Annotated in this window: 19 protein-coding genes; 10 read left to right on the forward strand and 9 right to left on the reverse strand. The window is 52.2% G+C overall.

The window, feature by feature from the left end; all coding sequences use genetic code 11:
* The first annotated feature begins 162 nt into the window (after window positions 1-162).
* The gene (locus BZG74_RS10880) at window positions 163-831 is read left to right on the forward strand and encodes a Bax inhibitor-1/YccA family protein (RefSeq protein WP_046073363.1); all 669 of its coding nucleotides are present in this window, start codon (window positions 163-165) and stop codon (window positions 829-831) included.
* A gap of 226 nt (window positions 832-1,057) precedes the next feature.
* Window positions 1,058-1,387: a TusE/DsrC/DsvC family sulfur relay protein gene (locus BZG74_RS10885; protein WP_025672953.1), complete on the forward strand. Its 330-nt coding sequence runs from the start codon at window positions 1,058-1,060 to the stop codon at window positions 1,385-1,387.
* 127 nt (window positions 1,388-1,514) lie between these two features.
* Here the strand turns inward: BZG74_RS10885 and yccX are convergent, their stop codons facing one another.
* Entirely contained in the window at window positions 1,515-1,787 is a 273-nt protein-coding gene (gene yccX, locus BZG74_RS10890; RefSeq protein WP_077772621.1) for an acylphosphatase, read from the reverse strand.
* Between the two features lie 81 nt (window positions 1,788-1,868).
* Here yccX and BZG74_RS10895 point away from each other — a divergent pair, with 81 nt between their 5' ends.
* The 3 genes from BZG74_RS10895 to BZG74_RS10905 all read left to right on the forward strand — a co-directional run bounded on the left by BZG74_RS10895 (window position 1,869) and on the right by BZG74_RS10905 (window position 5,679).
* Window positions 1,869-3,242, forward strand: a complete 1,374-nt coding sequence (locus BZG74_RS10895; protein ID WP_077772622.1) for a methyl-accepting chemotaxis protein — start codon at window positions 1,869-1,871, stop codon at window positions 3,240-3,242.
* A 138-nt stretch (window positions 3,243-3,380) separates the two neighbouring features.
* Entirely contained in the window at window positions 3,381-4,568 is a 1,188-nt protein-coding gene (locus BZG74_RS10900) for a class I SAM-dependent methyltransferase (RefSeq protein ID WP_077772623.1), read from the forward strand.
* Between the two features lie 130 nt (window positions 4,569-4,698).
* The gene (locus BZG74_RS10905; RefSeq protein ID WP_077772624.1) at window positions 4,699-5,679 is read left to right on the forward strand and encodes a sensor domain-containing diguanylate cyclase; all 981 of its coding nucleotides are present in this window, start codon (window positions 4,699-4,701) and stop codon (window positions 5,677-5,679) included.
* A 76-nt stretch (window positions 5,680-5,755) separates the two neighbouring features.
* Here BZG74_RS10905 and BZG74_RS10910 read toward each other — a convergent pair whose 3' ends face one another.
* The 5 genes from BZG74_RS10910 to BZG74_RS10930 form a co-directional block, all read right to left on the reverse strand.
* The gene (locus tag BZG74_RS10910; RefSeq protein WP_077772625.1) at window positions 5,756-7,639 is read right to left on the reverse strand and encodes a propionyl-CoA synthetase; all 1,884 of its coding nucleotides are present in this window, start codon (window positions 7,637-7,639) and stop codon (window positions 5,756-5,758) included.
* Between the two features lie 65 nt (window positions 7,640-7,704).
* The gene (locus BZG74_RS10915) at window positions 7,705-9,156 is read right to left on the reverse strand and encodes a bifunctional 2-methylcitrate dehydratase/aconitate hydratase (protein ID WP_077772626.1); all 1,452 of its coding nucleotides are present in this window, start codon (window positions 9,154-9,156) and stop codon (window positions 7,705-7,707) included.
* A 43-nt stretch (window positions 9,157-9,199) separates the two neighbouring features.
* Window positions 9,200-10,351 (reverse strand): bifunctional 2-methylcitrate synthase/citrate synthase, encoded by a 1,152-nt coding sequence (gene prpC / locus BZG74_RS10920; RefSeq protein ID WP_077772627.1) that lies wholly within the window; start codon window positions 10,349-10,351, stop codon window positions 9,200-9,202.
* Between the two features lie 114 nt (window positions 10,352-10,465).
* Entirely contained in the window at window positions 10,466-11,335 is an 870-nt protein-coding gene (prpB, locus tag BZG74_RS10925; RefSeq protein WP_077772628.1) for a methylisocitrate lyase, read from the reverse strand.
* 70 nt (window positions 11,336-11,405) lie between these two features.
* Window positions 11,406-12,119, reverse strand: coding sequence for a GntR family transcriptional regulator (locus BZG74_RS10930; protein ID WP_077772629.1), 714 nt, complete (start codon window positions 12,117-12,119; stop codon window positions 11,406-11,408).
* 229 nt (window positions 12,120-12,348) lie between these two features.
* Here BZG74_RS10930 and BZG74_RS10935 point away from each other — a divergent pair, with 229 nt between their 5' ends.
* On the forward strand, window positions 12,349-12,960 hold the full coding sequence (locus BZG74_RS10935; RefSeq protein WP_077772630.1) for a YitT family protein: 612 nt from the start codon (window positions 12,349-12,351) through the stop codon (window positions 12,958-12,960).
* A 180-nt stretch (window positions 12,961-13,140) separates the two neighbouring features.
* Window positions 13,141-14,013: a (2Fe-2S)-binding protein gene (locus tag BZG74_RS10940; protein WP_077772631.1), complete on the forward strand. Its 873-nt coding sequence runs from the start codon at window positions 13,141-13,143 to the stop codon at window positions 14,011-14,013.
* 6 nt (window positions 14,014-14,019) lie between these two features.
* Here BZG74_RS10940 and BZG74_RS10945 read toward each other — a convergent pair whose 3' ends face one another.
* Both BZG74_RS10945 and BZG74_RS10950 read right to left on the reverse strand, forming a co-directional pair.
* On the reverse strand, window positions 14,020-15,135 hold the full coding sequence (locus BZG74_RS10945) for an endonuclease/exonuclease/phosphatase family protein (RefSeq protein WP_077772632.1): 1,116 nt from the start codon (window positions 15,133-15,135) through the stop codon (window positions 14,020-14,022).
* 29 nt (window positions 15,136-15,164) lie between these two features.
* The gene (locus BZG74_RS10950) at window positions 15,165-15,650 is read right to left on the reverse strand and encodes a 3'-5' exonuclease family protein (protein ID WP_077772633.1); all 486 of its coding nucleotides are present in this window, start codon (window positions 15,648-15,650) and stop codon (window positions 15,165-15,167) included.
* A gap of 315 nt (window positions 15,651-15,965) precedes the next feature.
* On the opposite strand from BZG74_RS10950, the gene BZG74_RS10955 reads away from it, so the two are divergent.
* Window positions 15,966-16,421 carry a methylglyoxal synthase gene (locus tag BZG74_RS10955; RefSeq protein ID WP_077772634.1) on the forward strand — a complete coding sequence of 152 codons (456 nt, stop codon included), beginning with the start codon at window positions 15,966-15,968 and terminating at the stop codon, window positions 16,419-16,421.
* Between the two features lie 66 nt (window positions 16,422-16,487).
* Here BZG74_RS10955 and helD read toward each other — a convergent pair whose 3' ends face one another.
* Entirely contained in the window at window positions 16,488-18,563 is a 2,076-nt protein-coding gene (gene helD, locus BZG74_RS10960) for a DNA helicase IV (RefSeq protein ID WP_077772635.1), read from the reverse strand.
* Between the two features lie 266 nt (window positions 18,564-18,829).
* Here helD and yccS point away from each other — a divergent pair, with 266 nt between their 5' ends.
* Together yccS and BZG74_RS10970 are read left to right on the forward strand one after the other, a co-directional pair.
* Entirely contained in the window at window positions 18,830-21,067 is a 2,238-nt protein-coding gene (yccS, locus tag BZG74_RS10965; RefSeq protein WP_077772652.1) for a YccS family putative transporter, read from the forward strand.
* A gap of 240 nt (window positions 21,068-21,307) precedes the next feature.
* A complete protein-coding gene (locus BZG74_RS10970; RefSeq protein WP_077772636.1) occupies window positions 21,308-22,477 on the forward strand; it encodes a Card1-like endonuclease domain-containing protein in 1,170 nt (389 codons plus the stop codon).
* Window positions 22,478-22,517: the final 40 nt, after the last annotated feature.

Genomic DNA, 22,517 nt, shown 5'->3' on the forward strand with positions numbered 1-22,517 from the left:
TTACAACTTCAGCAACGGTGTTGGGCGTGGATAAGGTATTATTGACTTTATAAAAGCCAGTCGTGGTTTAGGTTAAGGACGTGGGCGGCTTGAAAAAGTGAACGACTGCCCACATAACTGTCGTATATAGAAATGGATTGTTAACCCAACCGGGAGAACGTTATGAACGATCGTATCGTTTCGCACAGCCAGTCACAGCAGAGTGCGTTATCTACAAACAAAGTGCTACGTAATACGTATGCACTGCTATCGATGACACTGATCACCAGTGCTATCGCGGCCTTTATCGCTATCGCTGTCGGCATCGGCCCAATGATGTCGCTAGGTATGACCCTAGGTGCGTTGGCGATCGTGTTCTTTGTGCTACCTCGCACCATGAACTCCTCCGCCGGTATTGTATGGACCTTTGTGTTCACCGGCCTTTTGGGTGCCTCGTTAGGCCCAACGCTGACCTACTACCTGAGCCTATCTAGCGGCCCAGGGATTGTTATGCAGGCGCTCGCCACCACAGGTATGGTGTTCCTAGGCCTGTCGGCATATGCCATTACCTCTAAGAAAGACTTCTCTTTCATGGGTGGTTTCTTGGTCGCCGGTGTGATTGCCCTTCTGGTGGCAATGGTCGCGAACATCTTCTTACAGATCCCAGCGCTGAGCCTAGCAATCAGCACCATCGCGGTACTGATTTTCTCAGCCTTTATTCTGTATGACACCAGCAACATCATTAATGGCGGCGAGACCAACTACATCCGCGCTACCGTGTCGCTGTATTTGAACATCTTTAACATCTTCGTTCACATGCTAAGCATTCTTGGCTTTATGAACGACGACTAACCCCAAGGTTTAGTCAGTCACAAACACAAAGAGCCGGCACGCGCCGGCTTTTTTTATGGCTACCCTTTTATGCCTAAAAGCGGGTGATTAGATAGCGCACCCACTCAGTGTGGCGCGCCACGTCCGCACAGTGAACGCCAGTTGCACTCGCCTTCCCTGCTCGCTATGCTTTGCAGCCTTAATCAAAGCGATAACGTCCGGTCAGATGACGAACAAAGGTAAGACTATGCTGGTGTATGAAGGTGAAACCATTGCGACGGATGCGCAAGGGTATTTAAAAAATGTGGACGATTGGCACGAAGCCTTGGTGCCGCTGCTTGCCGAACAAGAAAACATTGCGCTGACCGAGGCACATTGGGAAGTGATTCACTTTGTCCGCCACTTCTATCAAGAGTACAACACCTCACCGGCGGTGCGTTTGTTGGTTAAATCGATGGAAAAAGAATACGGCCCAGAAAAAGGCAACAGCAAGTACTTGTTCAAGCTATTCCCGAAAGGCCCAGCCAAACAGGCCACCAAGCTGGCAGGCTTACCCAAGCCCGCTAAATGCCTCTAGTCACCGAGACAAACAAGTACCGAAGCTGACAAGTCCCGAGGCCGACAGATCATGCGCCGCGACACCCTCGCGGCGCATGTAACGATTGGCACTATGCTCTATGTTATTGAGACCTGTTGTTAAGGCGCTATAAGATGGCGAACCCATCAACAGTGCGCCATTCCGCCTCTTCTTTATCAACCTGATCGACGCCCGCCGTCGGTGGCCCTTTATCTAGCCACGCCATTAAAGAGTCCACTGACTCCTCGCCTCCACAAGCCAATACCTCAACGCGACCATCCGGCAGGTTCTTCGCGTATCCGGTTAATGAGAGCTTTAACGCCTCATGGGCGGTGTGATAACGAAAGCCAACCCCCTGAACGTGACCTGTGACATAGGCTTTGACACATTTTTGAGACATCTGTCACCTCTGCTGTATTCCCATTGCAAAACGACACCTGTATAACGCTACATGAGACAAGTCGTTTGACAGGATGGCGTCATGAAAGAAGTTGCGTTTCGATGGATTGATAAATATTTTATCCACCTTCGACTACAAGAAAAATTTTACCTTATCTTTTTCCTCCCCTTGCTCGCAATGGTTGTGATTGCGCTTACCTTGGATGCCGCCTCAGATACCCGCGTGGCACACAAAATGGAAGCGGAAGGCCAAGCCATTCAAGCCATGGTTGAAAAATACGACCTCCCGAAAGGCGAGGTGCAAACCTTACTCAATAACCAGCAAACCGGTTTCACCTTTAATGGCAATCAGCTTGTCTACCAAGTCGACGGCTCGCTGTTTAGTCATATGAGCGCTACCGATTGGAGCCTGCTACTCGGCATGGTGCTGGTGATTGCGGTACTGATTTACTACATCATGACCTTTATTGGCGGTGCGATGTACACCATGAACCAAGCTTTATTAAAGCTAGCAGATGGTGAACTGAGTTACCGAATGAACTTTATTCCTGTTCGTGATGAGTTTAGCCAAATTGCCGTTACTATCGATAAAGTGCTCGAGCGCGAGCAAAACCTGGTGAAAGCCATTCAGCAAAGCGCGGAGATGATGGATGGTCTGTCCTCCAGTCTGCAGCAGCGTAGCGATGAAAGTGAAGCCTTGGGTGAGAGTCAACGTCAGTATCTTGATTCGCTGGCCAGTGCCACCGAGGAAATGGCAGGCTCGATTCGCGAAGTAGCCAGCCATGCCACGGACACCTCGACCCAAACGCAAGAGGCCACCGAGGCGGCAAACCAGGGGCGTCAGCAAGTTCAACAAACCATGAGCGCGATTAACGGCCTTGCCAGCGAAATTGCCCAAGCGGCGGATAAAGTCAGCGAGCTGAGCAAAAACGCTGAGCAAATTGGCACCGTGGTAACCACCATCAATGGCATCAGCGAACAAACCAATTTGTTGGCCCTTAACGCCGCAATCGAAGCGGCACGTGCCGGTGAGCAAGGCCGCGGCTTTGCGGTCGTCGCGGATGAGGTGCGTACCTTGGCGAGCCGTACCCAAGAGTCCACGGTAGATATTCAGTCGATGATTGAATCACTGCAAACGCATACCGCGGATCTGCGCCGCGTGATGGAAGGCACGGTTGAAAATGCCTCCGCCAGCGAGGCGGCGGTGCAAGAAATTGATACCGAAATCAGCCAAATCGCTGAGCGCAGTGGCACCATTGCTGATCGCAGTACCGAAATTGCCGCCGCTGCTGAGCAGCAAGGCAATGTCGCAGGTACGATTTCACAAGATGTCGAACAAGTACGTAGCCAATCGACGCAGGTAGCACAAATGCTGCGTGATTCCGCCACTGAAGTGAGCGAGCTGGGTGCCCAGGCGCATCAGTTAAAAATCTTGGTGGCAGGGCTTCGCACTTAAACACTTGGCCTAGCTCCCTCACACTTGTTATCACGCGCCCTTCTCTGGGCGCGTTTTTATTGCAATGTTACTCACCTTGCTCGACAATACCCGCCCTTTTTTGCTTTGCCTATCCATCATTAATCGTTAGGACACTCCATGACTGTCACTGTGTATCTTGCCAAAGGCCGCGATAAATCCATCAAACGCCGCCACCCTTGGATCTTCTCACGCGGTATTGCCCGTATTGAAGGGAAGCCCAGCTTAGGTGACACTGTCACGGTTTGTGATCATCAAGGTGAGTTTCTAGGCCTTGGCGCCTTTTCGCCGCAGTCACAAATCCGGGTACGCATGTGGTGCTTTGAGAAAACCGCCATCGACAGTGACTTTTTCCTTGCCCGTATTCGTGCGGCAAAATCGCTACGTACCATGCTCGCTAAACGTGATGGTCTCACCGGTTATCGTCTCTTGGCCGCTGAGTCAGACGGTGTGCCCGGTATTACCGTGGACAAATACGATAACTACTTGGTGTGCCAATTGCTCAGCGCTGGCGCGGAAGCTCAGCGTGATAACCTGGTCACCGCCCTACGTACCGAGTTTCCAGATTGTCATATCTATGAGCGCTCGGATGTGGCAATTCGTAAAAAAGAAGGCCTCAAGCCTCGCGTAGGAGTGTTACACGGTGAAGAGCCACCTGCCTCCGTCATTATCGAAGAAAATGGCGTGGCGATTGAGGTCGATATTGCTAACGGTCATAAAACCGGTTTTTACCTCGACCAACGGGATAGCCGCGAACAAGCGGTGAAATACATGGATGGCAAGCGCGTCCTGAACTGCTTTTGTTATACTGGCGGCTTCGGCTTGTATGCGCAAAAAGGCAATGCTAAACACGTCACTAATGTCGATGTGTCACAACCGGCGCTCGACAAAGCCAAAGCCAATGCGGCGCGAAACGGCTTTGATCTCACCCGCGCGGAATTTGTCAATGCCGATGTGTTCAAGCTGCTACGCACTTATCGCGAACAAGGCGAACGCTTTGATGTGATTGTGATGGACCCGCCCAAATTTGCAGAGTCGAAATCGCAACTAAACGGCGCGTGTCGTGGTTACAAAGATATCAACATGCTCGCCATGCAGCTGCTGAATCCAGGCGGTGTGCTGCTCAGTTATTCATGTTCAGGGCTAATGGACGCCGGATTGTTCCAGAAGATCCTCGCAGATGCGGCCTTGGATGCGGGTAAAAATATGCAGTTTATTGAGCGCTTTTCACAAGCTGCCGACCATCCCACTCACAGTGCCTACCCAGAAGGGTTCTATCTGAAAGGCTTTGCTTGCCTGGTGCAATAACACGCAAGCGGTATCGCAATTTTGTGTCAGCAGGCAGCAGATGTCGCCTGCTGGCCTAGACACTTCTGTCTAGCCCCTCTACTGTTCTTAGAGAGTCAGCATTTAGAGAGCTAGCAACAGGAGTGTATGAATGCTCAGTCCCATTAAGCCACAAGATGAAGAGCAACGTTTAAAAAAACTGCAAGAAACGGGTCTGCTCGATAGCGAAGACGAAGAGCGCTTTGACCGAATCACCCGGCTCGCTAAGCGATTGTTCGATGTCCCGATCGCCCTCGTTAGCTTGATTGATAACGATCGTCAGTGGTTTAAATCCTGCTTTGGCCTCAACGTTCGTCAAACATCACGGGATATCTCATTCTGTGGTCACGCTATTTTGGGTAATCAGCCGTTTGTGGTGCAAGATGCCAGTGCCGACCCGCGGTTTGCCGATAATCCATTGGTAACAGGCGAACCACATATTCGCTTTTATGCGGGGCACCCGCTTTCTCTCAGCGATGGCACCAATGTCGGCACACTGTGTGTCATTGATACTCAACCAAGGCGCTTTAGCCAAGAAGACTTGCGCTTTTTAAAAGATCTGGCGCTATTGGCGGAAAGCGAGTTGTCATCCGCCCAGACCGCTTACACTGATGACATTACTGGCATTTCTAATCGACGCGGTTTTATGCAACTGGCGAGCCGGGCGGTGCAGCATTGTCAGTCGATTAATGCTCCTTATTCATTGGCTTTTTTAGACTTAAATAACTTTAAAGCGATTAATGATACCTACGGCCATGCTGAAGGGGATATCGCGTTATCTCACTTAGCGAACTTGCTGCGTGCCAATATGCGCGAATCGGATGTGTTCGCCCGCTTTGGTGGGGACGAGTTTGTGGTGTTTCTCTATGGTGCCGGACGCCAAGAAGCAGAAAATGCCCTCGAACGCTTTGCGGGGGTGGTTGAGCGATTTAACCGGATTAATCGCCATACCTATCCCCTTTCATTTAGCCAAGGCATTGCGACCAGCTCAGCCACCTCGCACCGCGGATTAGATGACTTGTTGGATGAGGCGGATACCCAGATGTACCAACAAAAAATGGGTAAAAAGGCCAACAACGGTGGCGAGCGCTAAGCGATGTAACAGAATGAAGCAAGGCGTGGCACACAAAGGTGGCACGCCTTGCCAATAGCACTAACAGTCTTTACATCTAGTGTGAAAGCGCCGAAGCAATGGTCTCCAAGCTGCTCGGATCGTCGATCGTCGAGGGGACTTGATAAGATTCGCCATCTGCCATTTGACGAATAATGCGACGCAAAATTTTACCTGAGCGTGTTTTGGGCAACTTATCGACGATCACTGCTTTTTTGAAGCACGCAATCGCGCCAATTCTCTCCCGCACACGCTGCACCAACTCCTGTTCGATCTCGCCACTCACTGAGACAAAACCGTCTTTCAGTACCACCAAGCCGAGCGGCAATTGGCCTTTGAGCTCATCGTGCATGCCCACCACCGCACACTCGGCGACCGCTTCATGACTGCCTAGCACTTCTTCCATTTCGCCGGTCGATAAGCGGTGGCCCGCGACGTTAATCACGTCATCAATCCGTCCCATCACAAACACGTAGCCATCTTCATCCATATAGCCGCCATCACCGGAGACATAATAGCCTGGGAACTGGCTGAGATAGCCGGCTTCAAAACGATCGTGGTTGCGCCACACCGTCGGCAGGCAGCTAGGCGGCAGAGGCCGCTTCACGGCAATGTATCCTTGCTGGTTTGGTGCGGCAGGGTCACCCATTTCATCGAGAATACACACCTGATAGCCAGGACTTGGCATGGTTGCCGAGCCGGGCTTGGTCGCAAAGCAGGTTAACCCCAATGGATTGCCCGCAATCGCCCAACCAGTTTCGGTTTGCCACCAGTGATCCACCACGGGCCGCTGGGTCTTTTCTTCTACCCATTCCAATGTCGGTGGGTCAAGCCGCTCGCCGGCCATAAACACCGTGCGTAAGGATGTCATCGGATAACGCGCAAGGTGCTCACCGTTTGGATCTTGCTTTTTAATCGCCCGAAAGGCGGTAGGCGCCGAGAATAAGATGCTGACGTTATACTCATCACATACGCGCCAAAACGCCCCCGCATCCGGTGTACCGACTGGCTTACCTTCAAACATCACTGTGGTGCAGCCGTGTAGCAAAGGGGCATACACAATATACGAGTGCCCTACTACCCAGCCAACATCCGATGCGGCCCAAAACACTTCACCGGGTTTGACGTTGTAAATCGCGCTCATGCTGTACTTCATCGCTACCGCATGGCCGCCATTATCACGCACTACGCCTTTGGGTTTGCCCGTGGTGCCGGAGGTATAAAGGATATATAAAGGATCGGTGGCATTGACGGGCACCGGTGGCGCAGGGGTGGCTTCAGCTAATAGCGCCGCCCAGTCGGCATCACGCGGATTGTCTAAACTGGCACGACACATGGCACGCTGATAGACCACCACATGATTGGGTTTGTAGCGACTGTCCATGATGGCTTGATCGACCATCGGCTTATAAGCCAAGGTTTTCGCGCCCTCAATGCCGCATGAGGCGGTAAGCACCACTTTGGGCTCCGCATCTTCAATCCGCACGGCCAGCTCGTTAGGGGCAAAGCCACCAAACACCACCGAATGAATCGCCCCGAGCCGTGCACAAGCGAGCATCGCTACGGTTGCTTCTGGGATCATGGGCATATAAATCACCACCCGATCTCCCTTTTCAACCCCTAACCCTGCCAGCATGCCCGCAACTTTCGCCACGTAGTCACGCAACGCCGCATAGGTATAGGTGGTTTTTTTACCGGTAACCGGTGAGTCGTAAATAAGCGCGGTTTGTTCGCCCCGACCTTGTTCGATATGAGCATCGAGTGCCATATAGGCGGTGTTCATGGTGCCATCGGCAAACCAGCGCTCAATGCCATTATCATCTTTGCTAAGAATAGTTTGTGGAAAGGTAAACCAATCAAGCTGTTTGGCCTGCGCCTGCCAAAACCCCTCTGGATCGCGGCTGGCCCAATCCGCATGGTGCTGGTAACTGGCTTCTTGCATAAGCGGCTCCTTATCGCCCGCCATCAGCGGGCGATGAGTTAGCAAGCAACGTGTTTAGAACGTGCTTAGTTAATCACAAACAGCGACATAAATTCGTGCACCGGGGTTTTCTCCAGCGCGGCCTGATCACTACATAAAGCGGTGATTCTTTCGCTTTGTGCTTGCGGGAAACGGGTCGCCAAGTTGGTACGGAATTTTTGCTCCAGCACGGGGATCCCTTCTTCGCGGCGGCGGCGATGACCAATCGGATATTCCACCGCGACTTGTTCAGTGCTGCTGCCATCGGTAAAGAAGATTTGGATCGCATTGGCAATCGAGCGCTTGTCATCTTCAAGGTATTCCGCGCTATAGCGAGCGTCTTCTTTGATCACCATTTTTTGCCGTAGTGCATCAATACGCGGGTCGGCGTGATGGAAGGCGTCTTCGTAGTGCTCAGCCACTAGATTGCCGTATAGCAGCGGCACTGCCACCATGTATTGCAGGCAGTGGTCACGGTCTGCCGGGTTAGCCAACTCCCCTTCTTTGGAAATGATGCGAATGGCGGATTCATGGGTGGTGATTTCAATACGTTCAATCTCATCCACACGGTCTTTCACCTGTGAATGCAAGGTCACCGCTGCTTCCACCGCGGTTTGAGCATGAAACTCAGCTGGGAAGGAAATCTTGAACAACACGTTTTCCATCACGTAGCTGGCAAAGTCTTGTTTGATACTAAAGGGATTACCGTTAAACAGCACATCGTAATAGCCCCACTTAGGTGCGCTGAGTACCGACGGCAAGCCCATCTCACCTTTCATGGTGATCATCGCCAGACGCACCGCACGAGAGGTAGCATCGCCCGCCGCCCACGATTTGCGTGAACCAGCGTTCGGCGCATGACGGTAGGTGCGCAGCGCACAACCATCCACCCAAGCTTGTGAGACGGCATCAATGATCTGATCGCGATTACCGCCCAGCATTTTGGTGACCACGGCTGTTGATGCCACGCGCACTAATAAGACGTGATCGAGCCCGACGCGGTTAAAGCTATTCTCAAGGGCGAGCACGCCTTGGATCTCATGCGCTTTGATCATCGCAGTCAATACATCACGCATGGTGAGCGGCGGTTTGCCTTCGGCCACGGCCACGCGGCTTAAGTAATCAGCGGTGGCCAAAATTCCGCCCAAGTTATCAGACGGATGGCCCCACTCGGCGGCGAGCCAAGTATCGTTAAAATCGAGCCAGCGAATAATACAACCGATGTTAAATGCGGCAGTGACCGGATCAAGCTCGTGAGAGGTGCCCGGCACCCGCGCGCCATGGCGCACTGTGGTGCCCGGCACCAGTGGGCCCAGGTGTTTGGTGCATTCAGGGAAACGTAGCGCCAGCAAGCCACAGCCAAGGGTATCCATCAAACAGTTGCGTGCGGTGTTGTAGGCCTCTGCCGAGGCAATCGGCGTGCTATCGACATAGTCAGCAATTTGCACCAATAAAGCATCAGGGTCAGGGCGCTGGTTCAGTTCTACGTTGTTGCTCATGGTCAATTCCTTCTGTAATTTCAATCGGGTGAATGCGCGCTAATTAGGGGCGCTGATCGATGGGTAGCCAATCTTGGTGTTCAGGGCCGTCGTAATCGGCACTTGGGCGAATAATGCGATTATTGGCGCGCTGCTCAAACACATGCGCCGCCCAGCCCGTTACTCGGCTCATCACAAAAATCGGGGTAAACAATTTGGTTGGGATCCCCATAAAGTGATAAGCCGATGCGTGATAAAAATCGGCATTGGGGAACAAGCCTTTCTCGCGCTTCATCACTTGCTCAACCCGTTCAGACACGTCATAAAGCCAAGCGTCTGGTGCGTTTTCGGCAAGCTGTTTCGACCAATGCTTAATAAGCGCATTGCGGGGGTCTGATTCACGGTAAATCGCATGGCCAAAACCCATCACCTTGTCTTTATTGGCGAGCATTTGCATTAACCCTGCTTCGGCTTCGTCAGGTGTGCGCCATTGTTCTAGCATCGCCATCGCCGCTTCATTGGCACCGCCATGCAATGGGCCGCGCAAGCTGCCGATGGCCGCGGTAATGCAAGAGTGCAAATCGGACAAAGTGGACGCGCACACACGGGCAGTAAAGGTCGAGGCATTGAACTCATGCTCGGCATACAGCACCAGCGAGCAATGCATCACAGATTCATGCAGTGGCGACGGCGTTTCATCAGTGAGCATTTTGAGGAAGTAACCGCCAATGCTTTTCACCTCCGGCTGATAGGTATCGACTCGCACACCATCATGCGAATAGCGATACCAGTAGCAGATAATGGCCGGCAACATTGCCAACAGCGTATCGGTTTTATCCGCTTGCTCACCAAAGTCGGTTTCTTGATCCAAATTACCCAGCATCGAGCAACCAGTACGCATCACATCCATGGGGTGCGCATTGGCAGGGATTCGCTCCAGCACGGCTTTTAAGGCGTCAGGTAACCCCCGCTTGCCGACCAAGGTTTCTGTGTAGTCAGCCAGTGCTTGGCGATTGGGGAGTTGGCCTTTGAGTAGCAGGTAAGCGACTTCCTCAAATTGGGCGTGATTGGCTAAATCGGTAATGTCATAACCGCGATAGGTTAATCCGGTGCCGGTTTGCCCCACCGTACACAATGCGGTGGTGCCGGCACTTTGGCCGCGAAGGCCCGCGCCGGAGAGTGATTTATCTTTGGGTGCGACGGCGACATTTGTCATGATTGGCTCCTTTCCTTTGATGCCATCAGATTCAACCGCTGCATGAATCCGTGAACGTGGCGATAATTCCAGTGGTGTAACCGACGTTTTCACACCGAGGGTGTGCGTCTGTGATCACTCTTTTCCAAATAGGCGATCCAATTGCTGTTCGTAGGCGTGATAGCCCAAGAAATCATAAAGGGCATCACGGGTTTGCATGGTGTCGACCACGTTTTTCTGGTGGCCATCATCCAGCAGATGTTGATACACATTGAGGGCGGCTTGGTTCATGGCGCGAAACGCAGAGAGCGGATACAGCACCATGCTGACCCCGACGCCCGCCAACTCTTGGCTGGTAAACAGTGGGGTTTGACCAAACTCGGTGATATTCGCCAGCACCGGCACCTCCACTTGCTCGACAAAGGCTTGGTACTGCTCGAGCGTTTGCATGGCTTCGGGGAAAATCATGTCCGCGCCCGCTTCTACATACGCTCTGGCGCGGGTGACAGCACTGTCCATGCCTTCCACCGCCAAGGCATCGGTGCGCGCCACGAGCACAAACTCAGGATCGGTGCGTGCATCGACCGCGGCTTTGATGCGGTCGACCATTTCAGCTTGGCTGACAATTTCTTTGTTGGGACGATGGCCGCAGCGCTTTTGCGCCACTTGATCTTCCATATGTACCGCGCCCGCGCCGGCGCGTTCCATTTCGCGAATGGTACGAGCAATATTGAGCGCACCGCCAAAACCGGTATCAATATCCACCAGCAAAGGCACGTCGGTCGCTGCGGTGATCCGGCGGACATCTTCCAACACATCGTTGAGGGTCGTGATCCCTAAGTCCGGTAAGCCATAAGAGGCATTGGCAATCCCGCCTCCGGATAGATAAATGGCTTGATGCCCCACCCGCTCTGCCATCATGGCGCAATAGGGGTTAATTGTGCCGACGACTTGCAACGGAATATTGTTGCGTACCGCTTGGCGAAAACGTGCACCTGCACTCATAGCATTCTCCTTATGAACTCATGGCTTAGCGGGTTTAACCGCCGGCATTTCGTAGCCAATAGCGTGTTAGTTAATCGGTAATTTGCTGTTCAATCAGTTGGCGGCTGCGTTGAATATGCCGACGCATCAGCATTTCCGCCAGCTCAGCATCGCGCTCGCGAATTGCCGCTAAAATTTGCATGTGCTCTTGCAGCGCCTGCTTAGGACGAGAATGCGCCCGCGGCGATTGAAACCGGTACATCCGCAGCAAGTGGTATAACTCACCACACAACAGGGTGATCAGCTTCTGGTTATGGCTGGCTTTGATGATGCAATAGTGAAAATCAAAATCGCCTTGTTGGTGAAAGTAGGCCGCCCCATCCACCCGTTCGATATAGGCATGGTGGGTATCGAGCACCGCACTTAACTGCTCAATTTCCGCATCGGTGATGTGCGCGCAAGCCAGTCTTGCGGCCATGCCTTCTAACGCTTCACGCACCGCGTAAATCTCAGCCAATTGTCGATGCGTGAGTGTCACCACTCTCGCACCGACATGAGGGACGCGCTCGACCAACCCAAGGGCTTCGACCCGCATCATCGCCTCGCGCAATGGGCCTCGGCTGACGCCAAATGCTGTGGCCAACCCCGCTTCCGACACCTTGGTGCCCGCTGGATAGGTGCCGGTGACAATCGCCTCGATAAGCTGCTCGGTCAGGCTGGCTGACTTGGTGCGCTCACGTGACTCAGCTTGCGCCGATTGGGTGTACTGATCGAGAATCTGGTCATTTGTCGACAATAAAGACATAAACACCGCCTAAAAACTTCAATAAAGCCAGAATAGAATAAGATTGTAGACAATGTAGATTAGACTTTGGTCTGTAGAGGCGCACTTTTATCGTGATCAAAACCACAACGTAAATGATAATGTACGCATTGAATTGTTATTCACTTGTTATCAAACGGGCGTTTGACTCGACCTATTGCGAGAGCGGCGTATGGTGTAGCGGTCGTTTTAATAGGGATAGAACGCAAATATGGATAAAAATCATTCCAAGCGTGAAAACGCACTCGCGCTGCTTATCGGCAGCAGTTTGGTGTCACTGGGCATCTTCTTTTTCAACCAAGTGGGGTTACTGACCGGCGGCACTGCAGGGTTAGCGCTGTTTTTACAACGGACCACCGATTTCAGTTTTGGTGAGCTTTTCTTTGTGATCAACCTGCCTTTTTATTGGCTCGCCTACACCCAAATGGGTAAACGCTTCACCCTTAGTACCTTAGTTGCGGTCAGCATCGTCTCATTCGGCGCGGATCACTTGAGCGCCGTATTAACCATCAATAGCATTCATCCTGTTTATGCCGCGCTATTTGGCGGCGGGCTAATCGGCATGGGCATGCTAGTGATGTTCCGCCATCAGTGTAGTTTGGGTGGATTTAACACCTTAGCGCTGTTTTTGCAGCAACGGTTTGGCATCCGTGCCGGAAAAGTTCAAATGGCGCTGGATTGCTCGATTGTGGTGTTGTCGCTGATGGTCGTTGACCCATGGCTGATTGCCTTATCGGTCGCCGCGGCGATCACCACCAACCTCGTGCTCGCCATGAACCACAAGCCTGGACGCTATCAAGTTCAACCTCCTTCAACAGCATAATAGCGTCGATCTTTGAGAGGTGGATGTCCGCCTCTCTTTCCCTATGCTCAATCCACCCAAGTTTGGCGTGTTAGTCGTACTACCACCGACCACCTCGCACCTAAATGCGAATCACTCTTACAATTGATTGCTGCACATGCTAAATTTCGCGTTTTGATCGCCTATCATAAAGGAGTCTTGATGAACGCGGCCGATCCTAGCGTTGATGTGTTAAACCTGCCCGCCATGGTTGCACTGCCCCCTTTCCCTTCTGCTTTAGGCTTGTCTGTGATCCCAGATGATGTGCAGGGCGTGCCGCTTCGAGAACAACTCACCACATCACAAGGACTCGCACAATGTTTTGCCGCGGTGAACTCGACCTATGGTGATGCCGATAACCGCGCCCAAGGCACGCTCTTTATCGGCGCTTATGCCTATGAATTTTTACTTCCGGTGCTGGCTAGCTGGCTGCAGGGTGGACAACTCCCCTCGCTGGACTTAGATAACTGGCAAGTTAAATACCAACCTACCCGTGTCACTAAACCGAATGGCAAAGAGCTTGTCTATCATAAGCCGCATTTTTACCTCAATGCCTTGATTGGCTGGAAACAACCCGCGGCAGAAGAGTGGCAAGCTATTTTGCACGGGGCGTTGTTACGTCACTTTTCGCCTATCGTCGATGCGGTAGCGGAGCAAAGCGGTATGCGCGAGGGGCCACTTTGGAAAGTGGTTGCCGATTCAATCTGTATTGCCTTTTTGATGGTGGGTAAACATCGTGATTGCGAGCAGGCCGCACGTGACGCGGCACTGTCGATCGTCCATCAACGCGGCACCCCGCTTTATAGCAAGCGCAGCGGTTTTCACGATGTCACCGTCTACGATCCGAACGATACGCAAACCGTACTGCAAACCCACAGCTTCCGTTTGCGCGGTGGCTGCTGTCGCATTTTTACCGTGGATGATCACAGTTATTGCTCAACCTGCTGCTTTTTAAAGCCTGACGAACAAGCTAAGCGCCTCGCAGAAGTTGCGTGTCAGCGTGAAGGCGTGGCGCTGGACACGCAGCCTCGCTAACTCAGCCTAACTCAGCGCCACATCGACCCAAACAAGACGATGATCGGAGTGAGCACGCGCATGCTCCTGGCCGTTTTTATCACAAATCAGTGGGTAGTCGGCATCATTCGGCGCCGGCCAAAATACGCCGGAGGCTTGCACCGCTAGCTCTCGCGAAGGTAGGACGTAATCGAGGCGTAACCCACCGTTATGGGTAGCGATGGCCCGTCCTTTCCCTTCGATAAAGCGAAACGCGTGAGACTGGGCCGCGTCACTTTTTGGTACCTGCGCCCCAACTGCAACCTCTGGATGCACCCGCGGATGGTGAAGCAAGGCGCCAATGGCTTGCTTATCCCCGTCGCCATAGCTCGGGTCTGCATTTAAATCGCCAATCACCACAAACGGTGTCTCAGGAGACAGCCCGCCGCGGCCGCCCTTGTCGTCCACCAGCCAATCAGCGTTATCCAAAAGGCCAATCAGTTGGTGAATTTCATCACTGTTGCGCCGCCAGTTACGCTTCTCTGGCCCATCAAACACGGGCGGTGTGGGATGACACGCCACCACCTGTATTTGAAACTCACCAACCAGAATCGGCACTGACACCAAGTTTTTCGAGGCGAGACGCAAGGCTCGTTGCGCCTGTTCGGTGTAATACTCTGCAGGGAGTTGGTGCTGAGGCAATTGATGCCACGCGAAATGCTGCCAAGTGCGAATTTCGGTGTCTTCGATGGGATAGCGCGATAAAATCACATAACCAAATTGACCATGATAATCGCCAAATCCATGGCATTGCTGGGCCTCCGTTAAGCGTTGATGCTCGCTGACCGGCACCGTCAGTTTTAACCCGGTATTGGTAGCGGGCAAGTAGCGATACGGATAATCAATCGGCGTTTCACCGTGTTGCGATTCGGCCAAGTGGCGTTCACAAAATGCGGCGAGCGCCCCATCATCACCGCCATCACCTGGATGATCGAATTCACAAAGCACCACCACATCGGGTCGCACTCGTTGTATGGTCGCGGCGAGATTTTTAATTTGTCGGCTGGGGGTAGGCGCTAGCATCTTTGCTTTAATGTCGCCGGGCTGACGCCCAGCCAGAGACAGGTTAAATTGTGCCACCCTGAGGGTTGAAGGTGCTGTCATGACATCCTACTAATGTGCTGAACGAACACCTATTTTAACAAGCTATCAAGGGCGCGACGAATTTGTCGCGCATCATCCTCTGCTCGATGCGGCGTCGGCCCCAACGCCTCCATTTCGCGACTAAAATCGCGCCGGTCGAGATCACTGTGCTTTTTTAGCCATTGATTCACCTCCATTAGGGTGAATGAAGGGCGCATATAGCAGGCTTTGTAAAGCCGCCCCATCCAAAACAGATCCCACTGACTATCGCACAAAACATGATCAAAAGGCGCGAGGGTCTGGTTGAGATGCTGACAGACATCGAGCACACTGATGCCTTCGCTAAAAAGGCGTTCACGCGAAATCCCATGTATTCGCGCTTCGGCTTCGTTGTCCCAGTGATTCCAGTGCCCACTGGCAGTAGAAGGGTCAATCAAAAAACTGTTGCTGTCGCCACTTGGCAACACGTACCCCACTTCGATGGGATAAGACGATAACGACAAACCGGATGCTTCAAAATCCAGTGTCACCCACATACGCGTACTCCTTGCTCATAAACACTCCTGCATGACTAGGCACTTCCATTGCCTGATTACCTAACTGTAGCCTTTTTGTTGCCATTTAGATGGGTTGTCGCGCTACTTTTGCGTGCTTGATTAACAAGTGGCTGAAAAAACCGACTTCATTTCATGGTCTTGGCTATTTTTTATTAAGAATGTGATAGCTCTAACAAGTGACAGCCAGGGTTTGCCCGCTGTGCGCTATATTTCATGGTCAGATTGTTTTAGGCTTCGGTAAAACACTGCGGTAGGCAGTTTGATGGTAACCGCTTTAATTAGATGGAAAGAGTTATGAAGCAGACGTCTCGCACCATGCTTGCACGTAAACACGTCGCGTTAGTGGCACACGATCACTACAAAGACGCTTTGACTGAGTGGGTAAAAGAAAACAAAGCGACACTCAGTGAGCATGAGCTTTATGCCACCGGCACCACCGGGCATATTCTTGCGCGAGAAACCGGATTAAAAATCACCCCATTAATCAGCGGTCCCATGGGCGGTGACCAGCAACTCGGGGCGATGATTTCTGAACAAAAAATTGATGCGATGATTTTCTTTTGGGATCCGCTCAATGCCGTACCACACGACCCTGATGTTAAGGCGTTGCTGCGTGTCAGCTCTGTATGGAACATTCCGATTGCTACCAATCGCTCAACCGCACGCTTTTTGATCACGTCGCCGTTATTTGGCCAAGAGGTGGATATTCAAATCCCTGATTATCAAGCTTATTTGGATGAGCGCTTGTAGTCTTTTTCCCACACTGTCCGTCTGTGACTAACGCCGTCTATGGCTTACAGTGTGGGTTCCCGTTTCTTAAAGGTACCCTTTCAACTCCTCCACAAACGGCGAGGCATGGCCTTTTTGGTGTACCAGCCACACTTGTTTTTGCGCGCGCGTCAGGGCGACATAAAACAGTCGCCGCTCTTCCGCATGCTCAATTGGCTCTTCATTTTTCCCTAATAAGGCCTCACCGAGTGAAAGCGAACGAGGCTTGGCGGGAAATACGCCTTCATCCAAACCGAGAATAAACACATAATGCGCTTCTTGCCCCTTGCTGGCGTGTGCGGTGGTATAGCGAAGCGTCAGTGATGGATAAGCTTCTTGCCAGCTTTCTAGCGCGTCAGGACGGATGGCATGCGTGCGACCTAGCAGCATCACACTCACTGCTTTCTCGGCTTTAGCGTGCTTTTTGGCAAGGCTTGCCAGGGTCTTTTCTACCTTATCGTTAGTGATCACTTTGATCGCTTTAGGTGTTTTCGCCGATGTCTTGTCTCGCGCATAATCTAGTTGTTTGCTCAGCTGCTTGGGGTTTTTTTCGATGAACTGCTGTGCCACATTTCCCAAAGTAGACGGATAGCGATAACAGGTGGTCAGCCAGCAAATTTCACTGTCACCGAAACGCTGCGCAAACTCTGTGGTTAGGCCGACATCGGCACCGGCAAAGCGATAAATGGCTTGCCAATCATCCCCCACGGCAAATAACGAAGCGCGTGGTACTTGCGATTCAGTGTCCGCTTTACCGTGACACAGCGCCTCGATCATCGCTAACCGTGCAGGCGAAATGTCTTGGTATTCATCGACCATGACAAACTGGATGGGCGTGACGAATTTTCGCTGCTGAAACAGCTTAGTGGCTTGGGCAATCAAGCTGTCAAAGTCTACGGCATTATCCGCTTTTAGCGCCTGTTTATAGGCTTGGTATAACGGCCAAATCACCGCCAGCTCATCTTTTAAGGCGGCCTGCTCCTCAAAGCTTGCCAGTTTATCGGTTAGCGCTCGCTTGGTGGCGTTGGCTTGGATCACTCGTGAAAGGCGCGACCACACCCAGGTGTGCAACCGGGTGTCATGGGCGCAAGCAGTCAGTTCAGCGTTATCGTTAAGCGGCAGTGTTTGCTGCTGATGTAATTTGTCCCAGCGTTTGCGGGTAGTGGGCTGTTGCCACTGCTCAGCAAGTGTTTGGGTAAGCCACGCCGCTTTGGCCGTCTCATCACTGGCGAGCGGCGAAATAACCGGGGCCTGCCCTTGGTGATCGGCGAGTTGTTGGCGGGCAAAGCCATGGAAGGTGGTAACATTCACCTCATGACCGGTTTTGGTCTTTATCCGCGTTTTCAGTTCTTCAGCGGCATCACGACCAAAGGCCAGCAGCAATAGCTGCTCTGGCTTGGCTTGACCACTTTCAATTAAATACGCCGCGCGTGCCACCAATACGCTGGTTTTGCCGCTTCCGGGCCCCGCCACCACCAGGGTATGAGATTCATCGGTAAGCACGGCCTCGCGCTGCCCGGCATTTAATGGCGATGACTCAATGGTATCAAACCAAGTTTGCCACTGGTTGAGCATCGCCGCTTGCCACTGTTGGTTGCGGGCTTTCAGCCAGCTTGAGTCGGCCTGCAACACAGGCGCTAACGTGGTGGCAAGGCTTTCGTCCAAATTGGCTAAGAATGAGGCAGGGATCCCCTCGCCTTCCAGTTTATTCACTACCGTTTGTCGGGCGCTACGCAATTGGGCGATACGTGCATAACCCGGCGCATTCACCAATGCATTAAACTCAGCCAACAAACTCGACTGGATCTTCTCTAGCCGTTTTTGATAACGGGCGATATAGGCTTGGTAGTGGCGATAAATCGTCTGTCCCGCTTGTTGGGCGTGCTCCCATGGTAAGCCAAAGACCTCAAATGGCAGTGGATCGCCCTCGTCGGTATAACCGGTTAACGAAATTGTCCCCCAAAGCAGCCCACGCGATACCGTTAGCTGCCCATCCCATGCCGAGAAAGGAATGTATTGCCGATGATGACGAGACTCGAGCAGTAAGCCATCATCTTCAAGCTGCAGGCTGTAATGATCGCCGTAAACAAGCCATTGTGCCCAGCGATTGGCTGTAAGTTTCATATTTCTACGTTAATCATGGAATGAGGTACTGATCGTACCCAAGAAGGATGGTTGGCATGCTACTTCCCAATACCCCATAAATCAATTCGCTAGCTGTGGTGGTGAACCGTAAACGCTGGCGTGAAAGCCTGAAATTGACTTGTCGCAACCCTTTTCCTATTACCCGAGAAAATACTGGATTGAAGCTTAGTTTCTGGTTCTATTTCTGCTATCTTGCCAACATTGTTGGCCGATCACCCTTATTTATGCCTTTTTCTCTGCCACGTATGCCTCTCCTACCACTCGCCATGCGCGAGTTTTGGGCAAATCACCGAATTAACGACAGTATTCGCGTCCTGATCGCCCTAATGGGTGTTGCGCTGTACGCGGGATACGCTGGTCGCACCGATGTTGTCACGCCACTGGTGCTCGGAGTCATCGCGTCAGCATTAGCGGAAGTGGATGATCACTTTTGGGGACGTGTGCGTGCGCTCGGTGTCACCCTTGTTTGCTTTACAGTCGCGGCCTTCTCGGTCGAGCTGCTTTACGATATCCCTTGGCTATTCGCGATTGGCCTGACGATTTCCAGCTTTGGTTTTATCATGCTGGGCGCAATCGGCGAGCGTTATGGCACCATTGCCTTTGCCTCGTTACTCTTAGCGGTTTACACCATGCTAGGGATGGAGCAAGGCAGTGATATGTGGTTGCAGCCGATGATGCTGTTATCCGGAGCTCTCTGGTATGGGCTATTGTCGCTGGCTTGGATCATAATATGGCCTCACCGCCCGGTTCAGCACCGATTGGCTGCGGTTTTTCGTCAAACGGCGACGTACATGGAAACCAAATCCAGTTTATTCCATCCGGTCGCCGAATTGGTTCCGCAACCGACGCGTATTGCCGCCGCCAACCAAAATGCCCAAGTGGTGGCGGCGCTAAACCAAGCAAAAGCGTCATTGCTGACACGCGCGCGACGCGGCCGACTCACACAGCGGCATCAAACCTTGCTACAAACCTATTTTATTGCCCAAGATATTCACGAACGCGTGAGTTCATCCCATTATCGTTACCAGGATCTGGCGGCGCATTTTTTTCATTCCGATATCCTCTTTCGCTTTGAAGCCTTATTAAACGCGCAAGCGCAAGCCTGCCGGGATGTTGCGCAAGCGATGTCAATCGGTACACACTACCAGCATCCGAAAACAGGCCAGCAAGCGCTCAGGGCAATCAAACAATCGATGGCCTATTTGTCGGCACAAGACGAACAAGACAGCACTCGCCTCGCGCTGCTGCAACAACTCGATTTTCTCTACAAAAACTTGGAGACAGTAGAGCAGCAACTGGCCAGCTTGAGCCACTTAGCCAGCACGGACAATCTGCAAGAAAGCGAACTGGCCGACCCGGATGCACACTCGTTGGGGGAAATGGCTTACCGCATTCGCCGGCAACTCACGGTTAAATCACTGCGTTTCCGTCATGCAGTACGTTTGTCCTTATCACTGCTGACCGGTTATGCACTGATCCAAGGGCTTGGGCTAGAGCACGGCTTTTGGATTTTGATGACCATTCAGTTCGTGTGCCAAACCAACTATTCAGCCACCCGCAGTAAGCTTAAAGAGAGAGTATTGGGCACCGTCGCTGGTCTACTCTTGGGCGTACCGGCGCTCTACCTCTTTCCTGACCCCAGCAGTCAACTGGCGTTGATGGTGATCACCGGTGTGCTCTTTTTCGCCTTTCGCACCGTGCAATACACCCTCGCGACCTTGTTTATTACGCTGTTGGTATTAATGTGCTTTAGCCAATTCGGCCAAGGCTTTGCGGTTATTCTTCCTCGCCTTGGCGATACCGTTATTGGCTGTTTGATTGCGGTCGCAGCAGTCCGTTATGTGCTGCCCGACTGGCAAGCCCATCGCTTACGCGGGATCATGACCGAAGCACTACAAGCTAATCGTGACTACTTGGCCCATGTGATTGCCCAGTACCGTATTGGTAAGCGCGATAACCTCGCTTATCGTATCGCGCGTCGACATGCCCATAATGCCGATGCCGAGCTCACCACCGCCATCAGCAACATGTTGGTTGAGCCCGGCCGCTATCGCACCAATATTGAAGAGACCTTCCGGTTTTTGTGCTTGAACAACGCTATGCTCAGTTATATTTCGGCCCTTGGTGCGCACCGCAGCCGAATGGATGATGAGGTCAACCATCAAAAGATGGCGCAGCTCCATCGTGAAATCCATCAATCGCTTAACACGCTGACTGAACGTTTATCGCATGCTCTGCCTGAAGAATTGCCCGCACAAGTGCCATCGACCGGCACTAAGACACCCACAGGTGAGCCAGTGAGTCACTATGTACAGGCGGAAGGTGAAAACAAGGGAGCTCAGACTGAAGCTGAAGCGCCCATCGATAATGCCCCACTGAGTATGGTGTTGCAGCAGTTACGCTTAATACAACGCATGCTACCTGAGCTCGATAGCTTGACCGAGACATTGCGCCAACAAGCACTTAAACAAAGCCGTGCATAGGGATCCAAAAGTCAAACCTCGGTATGTCCGCGTTTTTTTGACCGAACAGTAAGGGTTATTTGGGTGTTAATATGACGGTCATCACGTCAGCGCTGTGTAAAATTACATTAATTTACCCGGTGAACGGTTGAAAGCCAGAGCGCGAGGCCGGATATTAATAGTTACGCCACCTGTTGAAGCTGGCAACTATACTGATAATTAATCGGCCTAACGCCGCCGCGTAGCCCGCCTGGAGCAATTATGGCTATTCATGTAGGAATCATCGACTCTGACCCCGTCCGTCTGGTCACCCCTGTTTTACACCAGCAATTACCCGTCACTAAATTGATACTCATTGGCACGCTGGAGCAGGATCTTGAATTCGAGCGTCTAACCCGGGTCCTTGCCCCCAAGGGCATTGAAACCGAGTTTTTTGAAATCTCGGACGATATCAATATTCGCGAAGTTAAAAGCCAGGTAAAACGTCTTGCCGAGCAGCTCAGCCAATCTTCTGAAGACATCCTTTTTAACGCAAGCTGCGGCCTTCGCCACCAATTACTCTCTGCCTATGAAGTGTTTCGTACTTACCAATGGCCCAGCTACGTGATTGAGCCCTACAGTGACGAACTATGCTGGCTCTACCCTGATGGCCTCCCCCAGCAGCAAGTGGAAGATCATATTAGTCTCACCGAATACCTAACGATTTTCGGCGCACGCTGTGAGCACCAAGATGACCAAGTCACGGGGTGTTTAACCAACGATATTTACCGTTTAGGCGAAAAATGGGCCAGTAATGCCTATGAGTTAGGCCCAGGTCTTGCCACCTTGAACTACCTCGCGACCACGTGTCGTAAAGAGCAGCGTTTAGACGTCGCGCTCAGTGAAAAACAACAAGGTTATCGTGAGCTCGGTATCCTACTCGACGATCTCTCCGATGCGGGCTTAGCCAGCTACCAGCAAGGAACCTTGACATTTAGCTGCGAAGAAGCCCGACGCTTTGCCAACGGCGAGTGGCTGGAGAGCTACGTGCATCATACCGTTACCTCGATTCAAAAAGAGCTTCCTACCATTCAAGACAGTGCCCTCTCTTTACAGGTATATCGTCAAATTGGCGAGCGTGAAGTACGTAATGAATTGGATGTGGCCATGGTCGTGAATAATAAGCTGCATATTATTGAGTGCAAAACCAAAGGCATGTCGAGTGACGGCGACGACACTCTGTACAAGCTGGAATCATTGCGTGATTTGCTCGGAGGACTGCAGGCGCGCGCGATGTTAGTCAGCTTCCGTCCATTGCGTCATCACGATATTACTCGTGCCACTGATTTAGGCTTGGCCTTGATTGGCCCTGACCAACTGGCCAATCTACGTACTCATCTTTATGATTGGTTTATTGCAGCCGGCGGTACCATTGCCGTGCGTACGAGCTAGCAACGCTGTGGTTCATCCCGGTGCAGCATGAACCACGCAC

This window comes from Salinivibrio sharmensis (assembly GCF_001995985.1).
In the GTDB taxonomy this organism is placed as follows: domain Bacteria; phylum Pseudomonadota; class Gammaproteobacteria; order Enterobacterales; family Vibrionaceae; genus Salinivibrio; species Salinivibrio sharmensis.